The organism is Pseudomonas sp. UBA6562 (assembly GCF_002434265.1).
In the GTDB taxonomy this organism is placed as follows: domain Bacteria; phylum Pseudomonadota; class Gammaproteobacteria; order Pseudomonadales; family Pseudomonadaceae; genus Aquipseudomonas.
Window position 1 is genome coordinate 381,348 of the sequence record NZ_DJJS01000004.1, and the last position, 16,109, is coordinate 397,456.

Sequence of the window (16,109 nt, forward strand, 5' to 3'; positions counted from 1 at the left end):
CCCGCTAAGCCTAAGCCACTTCGCACAGCGCCGCGGGATCGATGGACAAGGATACTCGCTTACCGTCCTCGTGCAGATCGGCGGCCGAACGATTGAGCACGTCCACCACCAGCTCCACCTCCCGAATCAGCACCCGGTAGCGAATGACGTTGCCCAGCAGGCTGTGGCTGCGGATCAGGGCATCCGGCGCGCCGCCATCGCCCAGACTGATGGCTTCCGGGCGAATGGCCAGGCGGCTCTGCACCGGGCGTTGCAGCAGGCGGCTGGCGGCGTCGGCATCGAGCAGGTTGTAGTTGCCGATGAAGCCGGCGGCGAAGGCGTCGACCGGTGCGGTGTACAGCGTTTCGGCGTCGCCGCTCTGCACGATGCGGCCCTGGTTCATGAGGAAGATGCGGTCCGACATCGTCAGCGCCTCTTCCTGGTCGTGGGTGACGAAGATCGTGGTCAGGCCCAGCTCGCGCTGGATGGCGCGGATCTGTTCGCGCAGATGCTTGCGGATGCGCGCGTCCAGGGCCGACAACGGCTCGTCGAGCAACAGCAGGCGCGGACGGGTGACCAGCGACCGCGCCAAGGCCACGCGCTGGCATTGCCCGCCGGACAGCTGATGCGGGTAACGACCGGCGAATGCGCCCAGTTCGACCAGCTCCAGCGCTTCGCGCACCCGCTGGCGGCTGGCCTCGCCGGCGACCTTCTGCATGCGCAGGCCGAAAGCGACGTTCTGTTCGACCGTCATGTTGGGAAACAATGCATAGCTTTGAAAGACCATGCCGATGCCGCGCTTCTGCGGGCTGACCGGCACCAGGTCCTGGCCGTCGAGCAGGATGCGCCCGCCGTCCACCGGGGTGAGGCCGGCGATGCAGCGCAACAAGGTGGACTTGCCGCACCCGGAAGGGCCGAGCAGGGTGACGAACTCGCCGCGGGCGATCTCGCAGTTGATGTCGTCGAACACGGGGCTGTTGGCATAACGTTTGTGCAGGTGCTGCACGCTGACGAAGCTCATTCAGGTCTTGTCCTTGTTCAAACGGTTGGCGATCCAGGTCATCACCAGCACGAAGCTGAAGTAGGAGATCACCAGCGCACTGTTGAAGTGGCCGCTGCTGTTGCGCATGTTGTTGAGGTACACCTGCAGGGTTTCGTAGCGGGTGCCCACCAGCAGGTTGGCGAACACGAATTCCCCGAACAGGAACGAGAACGACAGCAGCAACGCCACCATCAGACCTTTGCGCAGGTTGGGCAGCACCACCAGCCAGGCCGCCTGCCAGGTGCTGGCGCCCAGCAATTGTGCGGCGTCCATCAGGTCGCGCAGATTGATCGCCTGCAAGTTGTTGGTAATGGCCCGGTACATGAAGGGCAGGGCGATGGTGAAGTAGCAGCCGATCAGGATCCACGGCGTGCCGACCATGGCCAACGGGCCGCTGCCGTACAGCTGCAACAGGCCCACCGATGACACCACCGGCGGCACCGCGAAGGGCAGCAGGATCAGCACGTTCATCAGCCCGTCCAGGCGCGGAAAGTGGTAATGCACCACGAACAGCAGCGGCAGGATCAGCACCACCGACAGCAGCAGCGCACCCACGCACACCAGCAACGACTGGCCGAAGGCCGCGAGAAAGCGCGGCTCGCTCCATAGCGCCACGTACCATTTGAAGGTCAACCCGCTGGGCAGCAGGCTCGCCGACCAGCTGGTGGCCAGCGAGTACAGCAGCGTGCCGGCCAGCGGCAACAGCAGCAGGGTGAACAGCAGGTACACCACCACGCGGTGGTACAGCCCGCCTTTGCCAGGTTCAGCGCGCATGGTAGCTCCTGCGTAACAGCCATTGATGGGCCACCGTGACCACCGTCATCAGACCCACCAACACCATTGCCAGGGCACTGGCCAGGTTCGGGTCGAGGCTGATGTCGCCGGCCACCAGCGCGGCGATGCGGATCGGCAGCACGTTGAAGTTGCCGGTGGTCAGCGCATACACCGTGGCGTAGGCGCCCAGGGCGTTGGCCAGCAGGATCACGAAGGTGCCGAGCAGCGCTGGGGTCAGCACCGGCAGGCCGATGTGGCGCCAGTACTGCCAGCCGTTGGCGCCGAGCAGCGCCGCCGATTCGCGCCAGTCTTCGCGCAAGGCGTCGAAGGCCGGGTAGAGCAGCAGCACGCCCAGGGGGATCTGGAAGTAGGTGTACACCAGGATCAACCCGGTCTTGGAGTAGATGCTGAAGTCGTCGAGCAGGCCGATCTGCTTGAGCAGCAGAGTCAGCGCGCCGTTGAAGCCCAGCAGGATGACGAAGGCGAAGGCCAGGGGCACGCCGGCGAAGTTGCTGGTCATGTTGGCGAAGGCGCTGACGAAGTCACGCAGGCGCGAATCGACCTGGCGCAGCGAGTAGGCACCCAGTACCGCGATGAGCAGGCCGAACACGCTCGACCACAGGCTGATCTCCAGGCTGCGTTGCAGCGCCTGCAGGTAGAACTTGGAGCTGAACACCTTGGCGAAGTTGTCCAGCCCCCAGCCGGCTTCGCCGTGCAGGCTGTTGAGCGCCACCCAGACCAGCGGCGCGACCTGGAACACCACGAAGAACACCGCGAACGGCAGCAGGCAGAGCAGCGCGAGGTAGCGCCCCTTGGGCCGGGCGCTCATCGCAGCAGCGCCCGGCACAGGGGTTTGTCGTGCGCTGCGCCGAGCAGCTCGCACAGGGTGCCGCACAGCTCGGTCTGCTCGGGTCGGGCGTTGGGGTCGAGGCTGAAACCTTCGCCGAAGACGAACAGCGGCACTTCGCGCTCTTCGGCCAGCAGGCCGTTGTGCGAACGGTCGTTGTTCATGCCGTGATCGGCGGTGACCAGCACCTGATAGCCCTCTTCGAGCCAGCGCGGCAGGTAGTCGGCCAGCAGGATGTCCAGGCTGCGCGCGGCGTTGCGGTACTGGCTGCTGTCCAGGCCATGCTGGTGGCCGGCATCGTCGATGCCCATCGGATGGACCAGCAGAAAATTCGGTGCGTGGCGGCGGCGCAAATATTCGGCGTCGGCCAACAGGTGCGAGTCGGGGTAAGGGTCGGCGAAATAGAACAGGCCGTGCTGGATCGGCAGCTTCGGCGCGTGGGTGTGGCGATCGCGTTGTGGGTCGAACGGCGAGCGGTTGTACAGCTCGCTGACCCAGTGGTAGGCCGCTGCGGCCGTGCCCAGGTTGGCCTCGCGCGCATAGTGGAACACGCTGCGCTGGTTGGACAGGCGCGTGACCTGGTTGTGCACGATGCCGCTGTCGATGGGCGCGGTGCCGGTGAGGATGCATTCGTACAGAGGGCGCGACAGCGACGGCAGTTCGCACTCCAGGCGGTACAGCGCGGCGCGGCCGGCTTCGACATAGGCGTGCAGATGGCCCATGGCGTGCCGGGCGACCTGGTAGTTGAGGCCGTCGAGCAGGACCAGGATAACGTTGTGTTTCATGCGGGGCTCCGAACCAGGGCGGGCCGAAGGTGCCAGCAGGCACCCCCGGGGTCAGGCAGGCGTCACTCCATCTCGACGATGACCTGCTCCTGCCACTTCTGCGGCAGCGTCTTGGACGTGCGCTCCCAGGCTTCGGCGTTCTTGATCGGTTGCGCGGGGGCGTACTGCTCGTTGGGCAGCAGCTTGGCCTGGACGTCCTCGGGCAGCTTCAGGTGCTCGGCGCGGATCGGGCGGGCATGGCCGCGTGCCAGGTTGGTCTGGCCGGCATCGCTGAAGATGTACTCGCGCGCAAGCTTGGCGGCGTTGGGGTTTTTCGCGTACTTGTTGATGATCGTGGTGTAGCCCGAGGTGATCGAACCGTCGGACGGAATCAGCACTTCGAAACGCTTGGGGTCGATCTGGTCGCGGTAGCTCAGGCCGTTGAAGTCCCACACCACGCCCACTTCCACCTCGCCTTTTTCCAGGGTCTGGATGGTCGGGTTGGCCAGCGACAGGCGCTTCTGCTGGGCCAGCTTAGTGAACAGTTGCAGGCCGGGTTCGACGTTGCTTTCGTCGCCCTTGTAGGCGATGGCGGCCGCCAGTACGCCGTTGGCGGCCTGGGCTGCGGTGCCGACGTCACCGATGGCGACCTTGTACGTGCCTTTTTCCAAGTCGTGCCAGGTCGTAGGCCGCTGGTCTTCCTTGACCAGGTCCTTGTTGATGATGAACGCGATGGTGCCGGTGTAGGCCAGCGCCCAGTGGCCGTCCTGGTCCTTGGCCCAGGTCGGGATCTGTTCCCAGGTGCTGGGCTTGTAGGGCTGGGTCACGCCCTTGGCCAGGGCGATGGGGCCGAAGGCTGCGCCCACGTCGCCGATGTCGGCGCTGGCGTTGTCCTTCTCGGCGTCGAACTTGGCGATTTCCTGGGCCGAGCTCATGTCGGTGTCGCTGTGTTTGAGGCCGTACTTCTGCGCCAGGTCGTCCCAGGTGCCTTTCCAGTTGGCCCAGGCGTCGGGCATGCCCACGCTGTTGAGGGCGCCTTCTTTGCGGGCGGCGTCTTCCAGGGTTTTCAGGTCGGTGTCCGCGGCCATCGCCGAGGTGCACAGGGCGATGCTCGCGCCCAGCAGTGAGGCCATGAAGAAGTGTTTCATCCGAAGCTCCTTGGGTGGATGCGGTGCATTCAATGTCGAAGGAAAGCGTGCTTGCGAACTGGCTGGTCTAGGTCAGCAACTCTCGGGCCAAAGTAGGCCCTGTGCGTGACAGTTTGATGTAGCGGGGCAGCCGAACTGCGTGGGCGGGCGCCCTGGGGCTCAAGCGTAGACTAGGCTGTGGCGTTGCGATGCCGGACGACGAGGGATGGAGCTAAAACCTGTCACAGCTTGTTCATGGCCCCTGCCTAGGCTGACAGGGTCCGCCAGCGGCCCCATCGAGGTGCTGGACTAGTCCAGGAAGGTAACTTGTGATGCATCCATCGCCACCACGCGCGGTAACAGCCATCTGCCATGCCCTGCAGGAGCAGATCGAACACAGCCTGCTGGCGGCGGGCGAGCAGTTGCCGGGCGAGCGCCGGTTGAGCGAAGTGTTCGCCACCACCCGCATCACCCTGCGCGAAGCGCTGGTGCAACTGGAGGCCAAGGGGTTGATCTACCGGGAAGAGCGGCGCGGCTGGTTCGTTTCGCCGCCACGGCTGACCTACGACCTGATCGAGCGCAGCCACTTCCACGCCATGGTGCAAGGGCAGGGGCGCAGCCCCACCACCGAACTGTTGTCGGCTTGCCTGCAACCGGCCTCGGCAGCGATTTGCGCACGCCTGCAATTGCCGGCGCTGTCGAGCGTAGTGCGTATCTGCAGGTTGCGGCGCATCGACGGACGCGCCGTGCTATATGCCGAGCACTACCTCAACCCGCTGTATTTCCCGGGCATTCTCGCGCTCGACCTGAACCAGTCGCTGACTTGGCTCTATGCGAGCCAGTACGGCATCCACTACGGTCTCGTGGACTTCGAGATCCTGCCCACGGCCTTGCCGACCGCCGCAGCCGGCGCCCTGCGCGTTTCGAGCGGCAGCGCAGGGCTACAGGTGCTGCGCAGCAACAGCGATCAGCACGGCCGGCTGATCGACTGCGATCTGGAATATTGGCGGCACGACGCCATCCGCCTGCGCGCCCACGTCACTCCGTCACCGGCGCCTGGGGCTGCGCCTGCCCACTGCCGGCCGTGACCACCTGCACCGACAGACGCGGCGTGGCCAGGTCCAGGCCCTGTTCGTCGAGCTCGCGCTTGAGTGCCAGGTTGAATGCCCGCGACACTTCCCACTGCTTGATCGGCGCCGTCTTGAACCGCGCGCGCAGGATGGCCGAGCCCGACTCGAAGCTTTCCACCCCCTGGAATTCCAACGGCGACCAGATGTTGCGGCGCATCAGCGGGTCGTTGCGCATCTTCTGCCCGACTTCGCGGATCAGCGTCAGGGCCGTGTCGATGCTCATGCTGTGCGGCACGGCGATGCGGAAGATGGCGTAGCCGAACTCGCGCGAGTAATTCTTGATGCTCTTGATTTCGCTGAACGGAATGGTGTGCACGATGCCGTCGATGTCGCGCAGGCGCACGGTACGGATGGTCAGGCCCTCGACGGTGCCGAGGTGGCCGCCGACATCGACGTAGTCGTCGATGGCCAGCGAGTCTTCGATGATGATGAACAAGCCCGTGATCAGGTCGGCCACCAGCGACTGCGCACCGAAACCGATGGCCAGACCGATCACACCGGCACCGGCCAGCAGCGGCGTGACGTTCATGCCCATGTTGGCCAGGGCCACGATCAAGGCGATGATGGCGATGGCCACGAACAGCACGTTGCGGATCAGCGGCATCATGGTCTGCGCCCGGGCGTTGGCCATGCCCCGTCGCGAGCGCACCAGGGCGTGGTGTACGGCGGTGTCGGCCAGAATCCATACCAGCCAGGCGACGATCAACGTAGTGGCCAGGCCCAGCAGGCGCATGCTGATGTCGTGGCCTTCGCCGTCGGCGAAGCGCAGCATCGACAGGCCCCACACGCGCAGGCCCAGCTCGATGAACACCAGCCAGATGAACAGGTGCGCCAGGGCGTAACCGAAGCTCATCAGGCGCTCGGCATACACCGCGTGGCGTCGCTGCTTGAGCGCCGACTTGGCGGCGTGCCGACGCACCAGGCCGTTGAGCACCATGCACACCACCAGCAGCACGGTGCACACCAGCGACTGGCGCAGGGCCGTGCTGGTGTCGCCTGCGGAAACGAAGGTGGCGAACAGCGAGATGGCCACCAGCACCAGGGCCGGCAGGTACCAGAAGCTGCCGAGGATTTCGATGGTGTCGCTCAGAGTGCGGCGGGTCAGGCGCCGCGACAGCGGCTGGTTGCGGATCAGGTGGGCGATGGGCCGGCGGAAGCGCAGGATGAACAGCCCGGTGCACAGCGCTGCCAGCACGTTGGCGAGCGTGGCGATGGTGTGCGCCAGGTGCGTGCCCAGCGCGGTGGTCAGGCGCGGGTCGCTCATCGCCTCGCCGAAGGCGGCGAAGCTGCCGATCAGCCACAAGGGGTTGAAGGCGCGGTGGCGCAGGATGTGCAGCGCGCGGTGGCGGTGCGGGCCGTCGAGCAAGGAGAAGGCGATCACGCAGATGGCCGAGAAACAGGTACCGACCACCAGGGCGTAGGCCAGCACCATGGCCAGCGACTTGCCCACCGAAGAGGGCAGCACCAGGCTCAGGTAGACCGTGAAGATCAGCGCCACCAACCAGGGGCCGAGCTTGCGCAGGGCAAAGCGCACCAGGTCCCAGGTGCGCGGATGTTGCGGCAGTTCTTCGCTCAGGCCGAAGCGCAGCCGTACGCGGTGGCTGACCCAGTTGAAGGCATAGGCCAATAGGCTCCACAGGGCGATCACGGCCGCGAAGCCGAACAGGATGGCCGGCCATTCCTGCATCGGTACCACGCGCTCGACCAGTTCCGCCTTGGCCTGCTCGAACTCCTGGGACCAGCGCAGGAACGGGCTGGCCTCGCCGCTGAACTGCGCTTCGAAATCGTGTAGTGCGCCAGTGATCAGGCCCAGCACCCCTTGCTCGACGGTGGGCTGCGAGTGGCGCGTGGCGTCGCGCAGCTTTTTCAGGTCGGTGAGCAGCTTGGCGCGCTGTTGGTCGTTCTCGAGGTTCTTGATCACCTCGTCGAGCGACTTGCCCAGTGGTTCGGTGGCTTCGGGTTGCTGCGAGCCGCTGCTGCCGCTACCCAACAGCCCAGGCAATCCGGCCGCCTGGGCCGGGACGACGAACAGCATCAGCAGCAAGGTCAGGCAACGCAGGAAAACTGGCACGGGGGAATCTACCTGGGGTCAGAACGGAGCAGGGCACTCGAAGCTCAAGCGCTCGCCGCTTTGCGGGTGGGTGAAACGCAACAGGCTGGCATGCAGGCACAGGCGCTCATGGGCGGCCAGGGCTTCGGGGTTGGCGTACAGCCGATCGCCCAGCAACGGATGGCCGACCGACAGCATGTGCACGCGCAACTGGTGCGAGCGGCCGGTGATGGGCGTGAGCTCGACGCGGCAGTGGTCGGCATGGCGCTCCAGCACGCGCCAGAAGGTCAGGGCGTGCTTGCCTTGCTCGTGGTCCACCACGTGGCGCGGTTTGGTCGGCGGATCGTAGCGCAGCGGCAGGTCGATGCTGCCGCTGTCCAGCGCCGGCTGGCCCCAGCACAGCGCGGTGTAGGCCTTTTCCGTTTCACGGTCGTGGAACTGCCGCGACAGTTCGCGGTGGCTGGCGGCATCGCGGGCCAACAGGATGATGCCGGAGGTTTCCCAATCCAGCCGATGCACGATCAGCGCATCGGGGTAGCCGTTTTCCTGCAGGCGGGTGATCAGGCAATCCTTGTTGTCGTCGGCGCGGCCGGGCACCGACAGCAGCAGGGTAGGTTTGTTGATCACCAGGATGGCGGCGTCTTCGTGGAGGATCTGGACGTTCGACAGCGGCATTGCGGGCTCTCGGCAGAGGCCAACGGGCGTTGGCAGAGGGCGGAAACGGAAGGGGAGCGGCGCGGCGTCTCCCCGGTCAGCTCGCCACTATACCCGTTATGGGGCTGCCCGTTATGGGGCAACCCGTTATGGCGCGGTGGCTACTGCCGGGGCGACGCTGGGCCGCTCCCCTCGAGGTGCGATCAGCGTTCGGGCAGGGTGATGTTGAGTTCGAGAATCGAACAGTTGCCCTGGTTCTCCAAGGCCACCTGCACATCGTCGCTGCCGATGTTGACGTATTTGCGGATCACCTCGACCAGCTCCTGTTGCAGGGCGGGCAGGTAGTCCGGGGTACTGCGCTGACCGCGCTCGTGCGCCACGATGATCTGTAGACGCTCTTTCGCTACCGACGCGCTGGTGGTTTTCTGCCTGCCACGAAAGAAGTCAAAAAGGTTCATGGTTTATTTGCTCCCGAAAAGGCGCTCGAAGAATCCCTTCTTCTTTCCATCGATGAAGCGCAGTGGCTTCTCCTTGCCCAGCAGACGCTCGATCGTGTCGCTGTAGGCCTGACCGGCATCGCTCTGGTCGTCGAGAATCACCGGCACGCCCTGGTTGGAGGCCTTGAGCACCGCTTGCGACTCGGGGATCACGCCCTTGAGCTTGATCGACAGGATTTCTTCGACGTCTTCGATGCTGAGCATTTCACCGTCGGCTACCCGCTGCGGGTTGTAACGGGTAATCAGCAAATGCTCGACGATAGGGTCTTCGCCTTTTTCGGCGCGCCGCGACTTGCTGGCCAGCAGGCCCAGGATACGGTCGGAGTCGCGTACCGAAGACACTTCCGGGTTGGTCACCACGATGGCTTCGTCGGCGAAGTACATCGCCAGGTGTGCGCCCTTCTCGATGCCGGCCGGAGAATCGCAGACGACATAGTCGAACTGTCCCTTCAAATCCATCAGGACTTTCTCGACGCCTTCGGTGGTCAGCGCATCTTTGTCGCGCGTCTGGCTGGCGGCCAGCACGAACAGGTTCTCGAGGCGCTTGTCCTTGATCAGGGCCTGTTGCAGGTTGGCTTCGCCATTGACCACGTTGACGAAATCGTACACCACGCGGCGTTCGCAGCCCATGATCAGGTCGAGGTTACGCAGGCCGACGTCGAAGTCGACGATCACGGTCTTATAACCACGCAGGGCGAGACCCGTACCGATGGCGGCGCTGGTGGTGGTCTTGCCCACGCCCCCTTTGCCGGAAGTCACTACAAGAATTTTGGCCAAGGTAGGTCACCCCTAGTTATATGGGACGTGTGTCCCGACAAATACACAAAAAATGGCAACGGTACTTAAGTTGCTATAAATAACTTCGGTAAAAATGGCGGCAAGTATCGATCAAAGGCGGGTGATGTTCAACACATCTCCACTGAGACTGACTTGCACGCCCGACCCCCACAGTGGATCGCGGCGCAAGTCTTCGGAAACGCGGTATTGACCGGCGATGGAAACCATCTCGGCGGTCATCTGCTGGCAGAAGATACGGGCGCGGGTATTGCCCTTGATGCCGGCCAACGCACGGCCGCGCATGGCGCCGTACACATGGATGTTGCCGTCGGCGAGAAGTTCCGCACCCGGACTGACCGAGGTGGTGACCACCAGATCGCCACCTTGGGCGTAGATCTGCTGGCCGCCGCGCACGGGCGCGGTGATGATGCGCGTGGCCCGTATTTCCGGTTCCAGCGTCACGACCACGGGCGGTGGCTCGGGTTTCTTCACCTCCGGCTCCGGCTCGAGCGGCCGCTCGCGGGCGCCCGAAGGCGGCAGCACCGGCAGGTCGATGGCGATGGCCGCGGCGATGTCTTCGATGCGGTTGGCGCGCAGGGCCAGGGTGCGCAGGCCGTGGTGGCGGCAGATGCGCATCAGGGCCGGCAGGTCGAGCGGGCCGGCGCTGGCGGGCAACTTGTCCAGCGCCAACACCAGTGGCGTGTTGCTGAAGAAGTTCGGCGCCAGGGCCACTTTCGCCGCCAATTGCCGGTCGAGTGCATCCAGGTCGTTGCGCGCCAGTTCCAGCACGGTAATGGCCAGCATGCTGCCTTTTAGCTGGAAGGCGGCGGAGGTGTCGGGGGTCTGGTTCAGGCTCATGGTCTGCATAGACAGCTTGTTACGGAAAAAGTGCCCTGACTTATAGCGAGAAACCGCGATGGGCCGCAACCGGTGGCAAAGGTTGTAGAATGCCCGGCCTTCGTCTTGCCGGAAGCAGTAATGGATCGTCCGCGTTTTCGCACCGCATTTCTTCATCCCAGGTTCTGGGCCTTGTGGCTGGGGCTGGGCGTGCTCTGGCTGATCGTGCAGTTGCCCTATCGGGCGCTGCTGGCCATCGGCCGGGCGCTGGGCGCGGTCATGTACCGTGTGGCCGGCGAGCGTCGGCGCATCGCCGCGCGCAACCTGGAACTGTGCTTCCCACAGTATTCGAGCGACGAGCGGCAGCGCCTGCTCAAGGAAAACTTCGCCTCCACCGGCATCGCCTTCTTCGAAATGGCCATGAGCTGGTGGTGGCCCAAGGCGCGCCTGGCCAAGCTCGCCCACATCGAGGGGCTGGAACATCTGCAGGCGGCGCAGCGCGACGGCCAGGGCGCGATTCTCATGGCCGTGCATTTCACCACCCTGGAAATCGGCGCCGCCTTGCTGGGCCAGGTGCACACCATCGACGGCATGTACCGCGAGCACGGCAATCCGGTGTTCGATTTCATCCAGCGCAGCGGTCGCGAGCGGCATAACCTCGATTCGCTGGCGGTGGAGCGCGAAGACGTCCGCGGCATGCTCAAGCTGCTGCGCGCCGGGCGTGCCATCTGGTACGCGCCCGACCAGGACTACGGCACCAAGCAGAGCCTGTTCGTGCCGTTGTTCGGCATCCCCGCTGCCACGGTCACCGCCACCACCAAGTTCGCGCGTCTGGGCAAGGCGCGGGTGATCCCCTTCACCCAGCGGCGTCTGGCCGATGGCAGCGGCTATCGATTGGTGGTGCATCCGCCGCTGGCGGATTTCCCGGGAGAAAGCGAAGAGGCCGATTGCCTGCGTATCAATCAATGGGTGGAGGGCGTGCTGAGCGAGTGCCCGGAGCAATATCTATGGGCGCACCGCCGCTTCAAGTCGCGCCCGGAAGGGGCGGCGCCGTTGTACGAGAAACGCAGAAAACGTTGAGCGTCCATGGCTCGATGCAGGACGCGCATCGGTAGGGGAGGGAAGGCCTGTTGGCCAGACACCGGGGAGCGCATCGCGCTCCCCGGTTTTTCTTTGGGGGCGCCGTTATTCGGCGATCTGCAACTTGCGCGATTGGGTGTACACGTAGCGCACCTTCTCGTATTCGAACGGCGAGTTGAGCTGGCCGTAGCGGAAGTTGGTGTTGTAACGCCTGTCCACCGCACGCAGCGCGAAGATCTCCGGATGGCGGCTGGATTCCTCCGGCACGTTCATGTAGTTGATCGACTGCTCGCCCGCGTAGTCGACCACCAGCCCCGTGGTGTCGCGCAGGTTGGACGGGCCGAAGATCGGCAACATGATGTAAGGCCCGTCATGCACGCCATAGAAACCCAGGGTCTGACCGAAGTCTTCGCTCTGGCGCGGCAGGCCCATCTTGGTCGCCGGGTCCCACAGGCCGCCTACACCGATGATGGTGTTGAACATCAAGCGCGCGGTGATCTGCCCGGCGCGCTCGCCCTTGAGCTGCAGCACGCTGTTGAACAGGTTCGACACATCGCCCAGGTTGTTGAAGAAATTGGTCACGCCGGTGCGCACGAAGTGCGGCGTCACGTAGCGATAGCCGTCCACGGCCGGCAACAGCACCCATTGGTCGAAGCGGTAGTTGAAGTGGTAGATGCGCCGGTTGATCGATTCCAGCGGGTCGTAGATGTTCAACGCCGTCAGGGTCGAGCGCTCGAACTCGCGCTGGTTCAGACCGGGGTTGAACTTGAGTTCGCTCAGCGGGTTTAGGAAACCGTCCGGGCCGGGCGTGAGCACGTGGTGCGGGGTGTCGAGCACATCGGCTTCGACCACGCTGGTGCGCGGCGCGACTTCGGCGGCCTGGACGGAGCTGGCGAGCAGCAGGGCGGTGACGATCAGCAGTCGATTAACCACGGAAGAACTCCAGCATGGCGTCGCTGTTGACGCGGTAGTTGAGGTTGCCGCAATGGCCGCCGTGCGGGTAGAGGGTCAGGCGGTCGCCGAAGACCTTGCGCAGGAAGCCGATGTCGCCCGGGCCGAGGATGACGTCGTCGGCATTGTGCATCACCGCCACTTTCGGCGTGTTGTGCAGGTAGTCGGCCAGTGCGTACAGGCTCACCTGGTCGACCAGCTGCGGCAGGCTGTTGCCATCGCTGCGGGCGCGCCACATGGGGATCACCTGCTCGTTCAGGTAGCACTCGAAGTCGCATTGCAGCGCACGCTTGAAGAACGGCGTGAGGCTGGTGCCTTCGGTGATCGGGTACTTGGGCGGAATGATCAGGCCGCGGCGGTTGATCAGGTCGGAGGTGAAGGCGATGTCGGCCGCCGAGAAGCGGAACGAGGTGCCGATCAGCATGGCCATCTGTTCGTTGGACAGGTGCTGGCGCGAGTTCTGGAAGTCGTAGAGCAGCGCTTCGTTGAGGTCGACGAAGCCTTTCTCCTGGAAGTAGCGGGTGAGCTTTTCCAGCATCAGTTCATAGAAGGTGGTGCTGCGGTCGATGCCCTTGACGCGGGTCTGCACCAGCTTGTCGAGGTTGTTGACCGAGGTGAGCAGGTTCACCGGCGGGTTGAGCAGCAGCACTTTCTTGAAGTTGAAGCTGCGCCGGGTTTCGTCCAGGCGGCTGACGAAGGCCGCGTCCAGGGCACCGAGGCTGTAGCCGGTGAGGTTGAAGCTGGTCACCGGCAGGCGTGGGTGCTGGGCACGCACCGCCTGCATCACGCGATACAGGTCTTCGGCGTCTTCCTGGCTGACACCGGGGGTGGCGAAGCGCGAGGCGGCGCTCATGAAGTCCCAGCTGGTGGGCGAGGACAGCTGCACCACATGGTAGCCGGCCTGGTAGTAGAGCTTTTTCAGGTATTCGTTGATGCTCGAGTAATACGGCGCGCCGGTGCCGGCGATGATGAAGATCAGCGGCGCGGCGTGGTCCTGGCGGGCGATGCGGTACTTGAGCTTCTTCACCGACCAGAAGTTGTCGGGCAGGGTGAAGGCGCGCTCCGGGCGCAGGTTGAGGCTGTAGTCCTTCTGATCGATGTCCTCGTCGCTGGGCAGCGTCGGACGATCTTCGGGCGGTGTGGTGGCGATGGTCGCCTCGAATGGGTTGGTCAGCGGATAGCCATAGCTGGCCGCGTCTATATCCCGCGCCGAGGCGGCCGCAGCCAGGAGCGAGCCGCACAGCAGGGCGGCGAGGCGCAATGATCGAAGCATCAGGGGTTCCCCAGGAAGAGCAGCAAGACGGTACGTGCAGTAGGACAGTCGTGCCATAAGCAAAGTTGCCGAATGGCGCTACTGTTTATTGCGCCGCTTATTGCCGTACAGGTCGTTGCGCCGACCCTTGACGCGGCGATGGCTATTTTAAGGCAACATGGTCCGTCTAGCGCTGGCTGTATGTGTAGCGATTATGTAAACGGGCTTGGTTTCCCTGGTGATTCTCTGGAGCGCTGCATGTCACGTAGCACCGCGGTGGTAAGCATTGTGCTGGCCTTGGGCGCGCTGTTGGCGGCCAGCTACGGCGTGCGTTACACGCTGATGGAGGACCCGCGCTGGGTCGGTGCCTGCCTGGGCGATGCCGGGCCATGGCAGTGCCAGGTGCGGGCTGGGCTGGGCTGGCTGATTCATTTCAAGGCGATCGCCGGTGCGGCGCTGGCCTGCGCGCTGCTGGCGCAGGTGCTGGCCGGGCGCGCCGGCCGTGCGCTGGCGTTGCTGGCGCTGCTCTTCGGCGTGCCGGCACTGGTGCTGTACAGCGCCAGCCTGGCGGTGTTCGCCGTGGTTCTGGGCGGTCTACGCCTGGTGCGCAAGCGCGTTTGAACCCGGCAGCGTAGCGCCACGTTCCAGGCCGCGACGCCGACAGCGCAGCAGTGCCACCGCCATCGCCAGGCTCACCCCGGCCCAGCCCCAGGCCTGGACGCTGTGCAGGCCCTCCTGGTACAGCTGCGGCAGTATGCCCAGGCCTACGATGGCTGCCAGCAAGGCGCATTCGCGTGGCGGCGCGGCCAGAGGGCGCAGCGACAGGACCAGCGCCGGCAGTACCAACGCCGCCGTCGGGAAACTGCGGTAGCGTGGTTCGAACACCATCTCCAACATGCTCACCGCTGCGGCGAAACCTGCCGCCAACACCAGCCAGCCCCCCATGCCCTGCAACCGTGCGAACAACGCCGCACGCCAGCCACGGCGTCCACCCAGGGCCAGCGCGGCATGCACCACCAGCACGGCACTGAGCAGCGCCAGCGACACGGCCCACGCCCATTCGCCGGCAAAACGCGCCTGGGTGCGCGTCAGTTCGCCCCACAAACCCAGGCTTCCCGCGCCGAACGCCGCCAGCAACGGCAGGCCCAGGGCTGCGACCCGGTCGCGCGGGCGGCCGGCGATCAGCAAGGTCGCCAGCATCAGTACGCCGCTGGCTAGCCACCAGTATGGCCACAAAGCCAGGTTGCTCACCGGCCCTTCGAGCACGCCCTTGTCTTGGCGGTCGGCGTCGTACAAACCCCAGTAGCCGCCCACCGCGCCCTCGCTCACGCGTTTCCACGGCTGGTCGAAGGCCTCGATCAGGTTGTAGCGCCAGCCGCCGGCCTCGGCCTGGGCGACGAAACCGCGCACGAACCGCGCTTCGTTGACCCGGCTGGGCAGGGCGGTCTCGCGCTGGCGGCCCTCGCTAGGCCAGCCGGTCTCGCCAATGAAGATCGGCTTGGGTGCGAATCGCTCGACGAACCGCTGGTGGATGCGGGCGACGTGTCGCAACGCGTCGTCGATGTCCCGCGGCTGGTCCTCCCAATAAGGCAACAGGTGGATGGTGAGAAAATCCACGGCCGGGGCGATCTGCGGATGTTGCAACCAGAACTCCCAGACGTCGGCATAGGTCACCGGCACCGACACCTCGCGTTTGACCTGGGCGATCAGCCCGGCCAGGGCGCTGCCGGTGATCTCCTTGCGCAGCAGCGCTTCGTTGCCGACGATCACGGCCGTGACCACATCGGGGTTGGCGTTGGCCGCGTCGATCAGCAGCCGCACCTCGCGGGCGGTGTCGACCGGGTTGGCGTTGACCCAGGCGCCGAGCATCACCTTCAGGCCATGTTTGCGTGCCAAGGCGGGAATTGCCTGCAAACCGGTCATGGAATAGGTGCGGATGCACTCGAATCGCTCAGCCAGCAGCGCCAGGTCGGCCTCCATGCGCGCCGGGCGCAACTGGAATGGCTGGTCGAACGGCGACTGGTCCTTGTCGAACGGGGTATAGGAGGCGCATTGCAGCTTGTGCGTCGGGCCTGCCGCATCGGCCAGCACGACCGGCCTGCCCAGGCCATGCCATACGGCGCCCAGGCCCAGCAGGACAAGCATGCAGACAAGTGCATAGAGCGGCATGGGCAAACGGGCAGGGCTGGGCATCGGGCGGTCCGTCGTCGAAAGCGGGGCGGGTGGCATGGCAGCGAAGGCGAGCGGGCGTTGCACGAGAGGTGCGTGCGGACGCGGGCCTGGCCTTCGGCCGGGTGATAGTAGCCCGTCGTCGAGCCTTTGACATGCAAGGATCGCGCAGGCCCTCG

Annotated in this window: 16 protein-coding genes; 3 read left to right on the forward strand and 13 right to left on the reverse strand. The window is 65.1% G+C overall.

Annotated elements, in window-relative coordinates; all coding sequences use genetic code 11:
- Positions 1 to 10 precede the first annotated feature (10 nt).
- The 5 genes from B4M43_RS05975 to B4M43_RS05995 form a co-directional block, all read right to left on the reverse strand.
- Positions 11 to 1,000: an ABC transporter ATP-binding protein gene (locus tag B4M43_RS05975; RefSeq protein WP_296265064.1), complete on the reverse strand. Its 990-nt coding sequence runs from the start codon at positions 998 to 1,000 to the stop codon at positions 11 to 13.
- A complete protein-coding gene (locus tag B4M43_RS05980; protein ID WP_296265065.1) occupies positions 1,001 to 1,795 on the reverse strand; it encodes an ABC transporter permease in 795 nt (264 codons plus the stop codon).
- Entirely contained in the window at positions 1,785 to 2,624 is an 840-nt protein-coding gene (locus B4M43_RS05985; RefSeq protein WP_296265067.1) for an ABC transporter permease, read from the reverse strand. The genes B4M43_RS05980 and B4M43_RS05985 overlap by 11 nt, the downstream gene beginning before the upstream one ends.
- A complete protein-coding gene (locus tag B4M43_RS05990; protein WP_296265069.1) occupies positions 2,621 to 3,427 on the reverse strand; it encodes an alkaline phosphatase family protein in 807 nt (268 codons plus the stop codon). Before B4M43_RS05990 ends, B4M43_RS05985 begins: the two co-directional genes overlap by 4 nt.
- A gap of 62 nt (positions 3,428 to 3,489) precedes the next feature.
- Complete coding sequence (locus B4M43_RS05995) at positions 3,490 to 4,554, reverse strand: ABC transporter substrate-binding protein (protein WP_296265071.1); 1,065 nt, start codon at positions 4,552 to 4,554, stop codon at positions 3,490 to 3,492.
- A 311-nt stretch (positions 4,555 to 4,865) separates the two neighbouring features.
- On the opposite strand from B4M43_RS05995, the gene B4M43_RS06000 reads away from it, so the two are divergent.
- Positions 4,866 to 5,621, forward strand: a complete 756-nt coding sequence (locus tag B4M43_RS06000; RefSeq protein ID WP_296265074.1) for a UTRA domain-containing protein — start codon at positions 4,866 to 4,868, stop codon at positions 5,619 to 5,621.
- On the opposite strand, the gene B4M43_RS06005 is transcribed toward B4M43_RS06000, so the two are convergent.
- The 5 genes from B4M43_RS06005 to minC all read right to left on the reverse strand — a co-directional run bounded on the left by B4M43_RS06005 (position 5,572) and on the right by minC (position 10,508).
- The gene (locus B4M43_RS06005; RefSeq protein WP_296265076.1) at positions 5,572 to 7,734 is read right to left on the reverse strand and encodes a mechanosensitive ion channel family protein; all 2,163 of its coding nucleotides are present in this window, start codon (positions 7,732 to 7,734) and stop codon (positions 5,572 to 5,574) included. The two genes, B4M43_RS06000 and B4M43_RS06005, sit on opposite strands and share 50 nt — an antisense overlap.
- 18 nt (positions 7,735 to 7,752) lie before the next feature.
- A complete protein-coding gene (locus tag B4M43_RS06010; protein ID WP_296265078.1) occupies positions 7,753 to 8,388 on the reverse strand; it encodes an RluA family pseudouridine synthase in 636 nt (211 codons plus the stop codon).
- 182 nt (positions 8,389 to 8,570) lie between these two features.
- On the reverse strand, positions 8,571 to 8,825 hold the full coding sequence (gene minE / locus B4M43_RS06015) for a cell division topological specificity factor MinE (RefSeq protein ID WP_296265080.1): 255 nt from the start codon (positions 8,823 to 8,825) through the stop codon (positions 8,571 to 8,573).
- A gap of 3 nt (positions 8,826 to 8,828) precedes the next feature.
- On the reverse strand, positions 8,829 to 9,641 hold the full coding sequence (gene minD / locus B4M43_RS06020) for a septum site-determining protein MinD (protein ID WP_296265082.1): 813 nt from the start codon (positions 9,639 to 9,641) through the stop codon (positions 8,829 to 8,831).
- A 111-nt stretch (positions 9,642 to 9,752) separates the two neighbouring features.
- Positions 9,753 to 10,508, reverse strand: a complete 756-nt coding sequence (gene minC / locus B4M43_RS06025) for a septum site-determining protein MinC (protein WP_296265084.1) — start codon at positions 10,506 to 10,508, stop codon at positions 9,753 to 9,755.
- A 111-nt stretch (positions 10,509 to 10,619) separates the two neighbouring features.
- On the opposite strand from minC, the gene B4M43_RS06030 reads away from it, so the two are divergent.
- On the forward strand, positions 10,620 to 11,558 hold the full coding sequence (locus B4M43_RS06030; RefSeq protein WP_296265086.1) for a lipid A biosynthesis lauroyl acyltransferase: 939 nt from the start codon (positions 10,620 to 10,622) through the stop codon (positions 11,556 to 11,558).
- A gap of 105 nt (positions 11,559 to 11,663) precedes the next feature.
- On the opposite strand, the gene B4M43_RS06035 is transcribed toward B4M43_RS06030, so the two are convergent.
- Together B4M43_RS06035 and B4M43_RS06040 are read right to left on the reverse strand one after the other, a co-directional pair.
- Positions 11,664 to 12,491: an MlaA family lipoprotein gene (locus B4M43_RS06035; protein WP_414707814.1), complete on the reverse strand. Its 828-nt coding sequence runs from the start codon at positions 12,489 to 12,491 to the stop codon at positions 11,664 to 11,666.
- Entirely contained in the window at positions 12,484 to 13,782 is a 1,299-nt protein-coding gene (locus tag B4M43_RS06040; protein WP_296265088.1) for a serine/threonine protein kinase, read from the reverse strand. The genes B4M43_RS06035 and B4M43_RS06040 overlap by 8 nt, the downstream gene beginning before the upstream one ends.
- Before the next feature lie 237 nt (positions 13,783 to 14,019).
- Here B4M43_RS06040 and B4M43_RS06045 point away from each other — a divergent pair, with 237 nt between their 5' ends.
- Positions 14,020 to 14,382 carry a hypothetical protein gene (locus B4M43_RS06045; protein ID WP_296265090.1) on the forward strand — a complete coding sequence of 121 codons (363 nt, stop codon included), beginning with the start codon at positions 14,020 to 14,022 and terminating at the stop codon, positions 14,380 to 14,382.
- Here B4M43_RS06045 and B4M43_RS06050 read toward each other — a convergent pair.
- Positions 14,356 to 15,954: a beta (1-6) glucans synthase gene (locus tag B4M43_RS06050; protein ID WP_296265092.1), complete on the reverse strand. Its 1,599-nt coding sequence runs from the start codon at positions 15,952 to 15,954 to the stop codon at positions 14,356 to 14,358. The two genes, B4M43_RS06045 and B4M43_RS06050, sit on opposite strands and share 27 nt — an antisense overlap.
- Positions 15,955 to 16,109 lie beyond the last annotated feature (155 nt).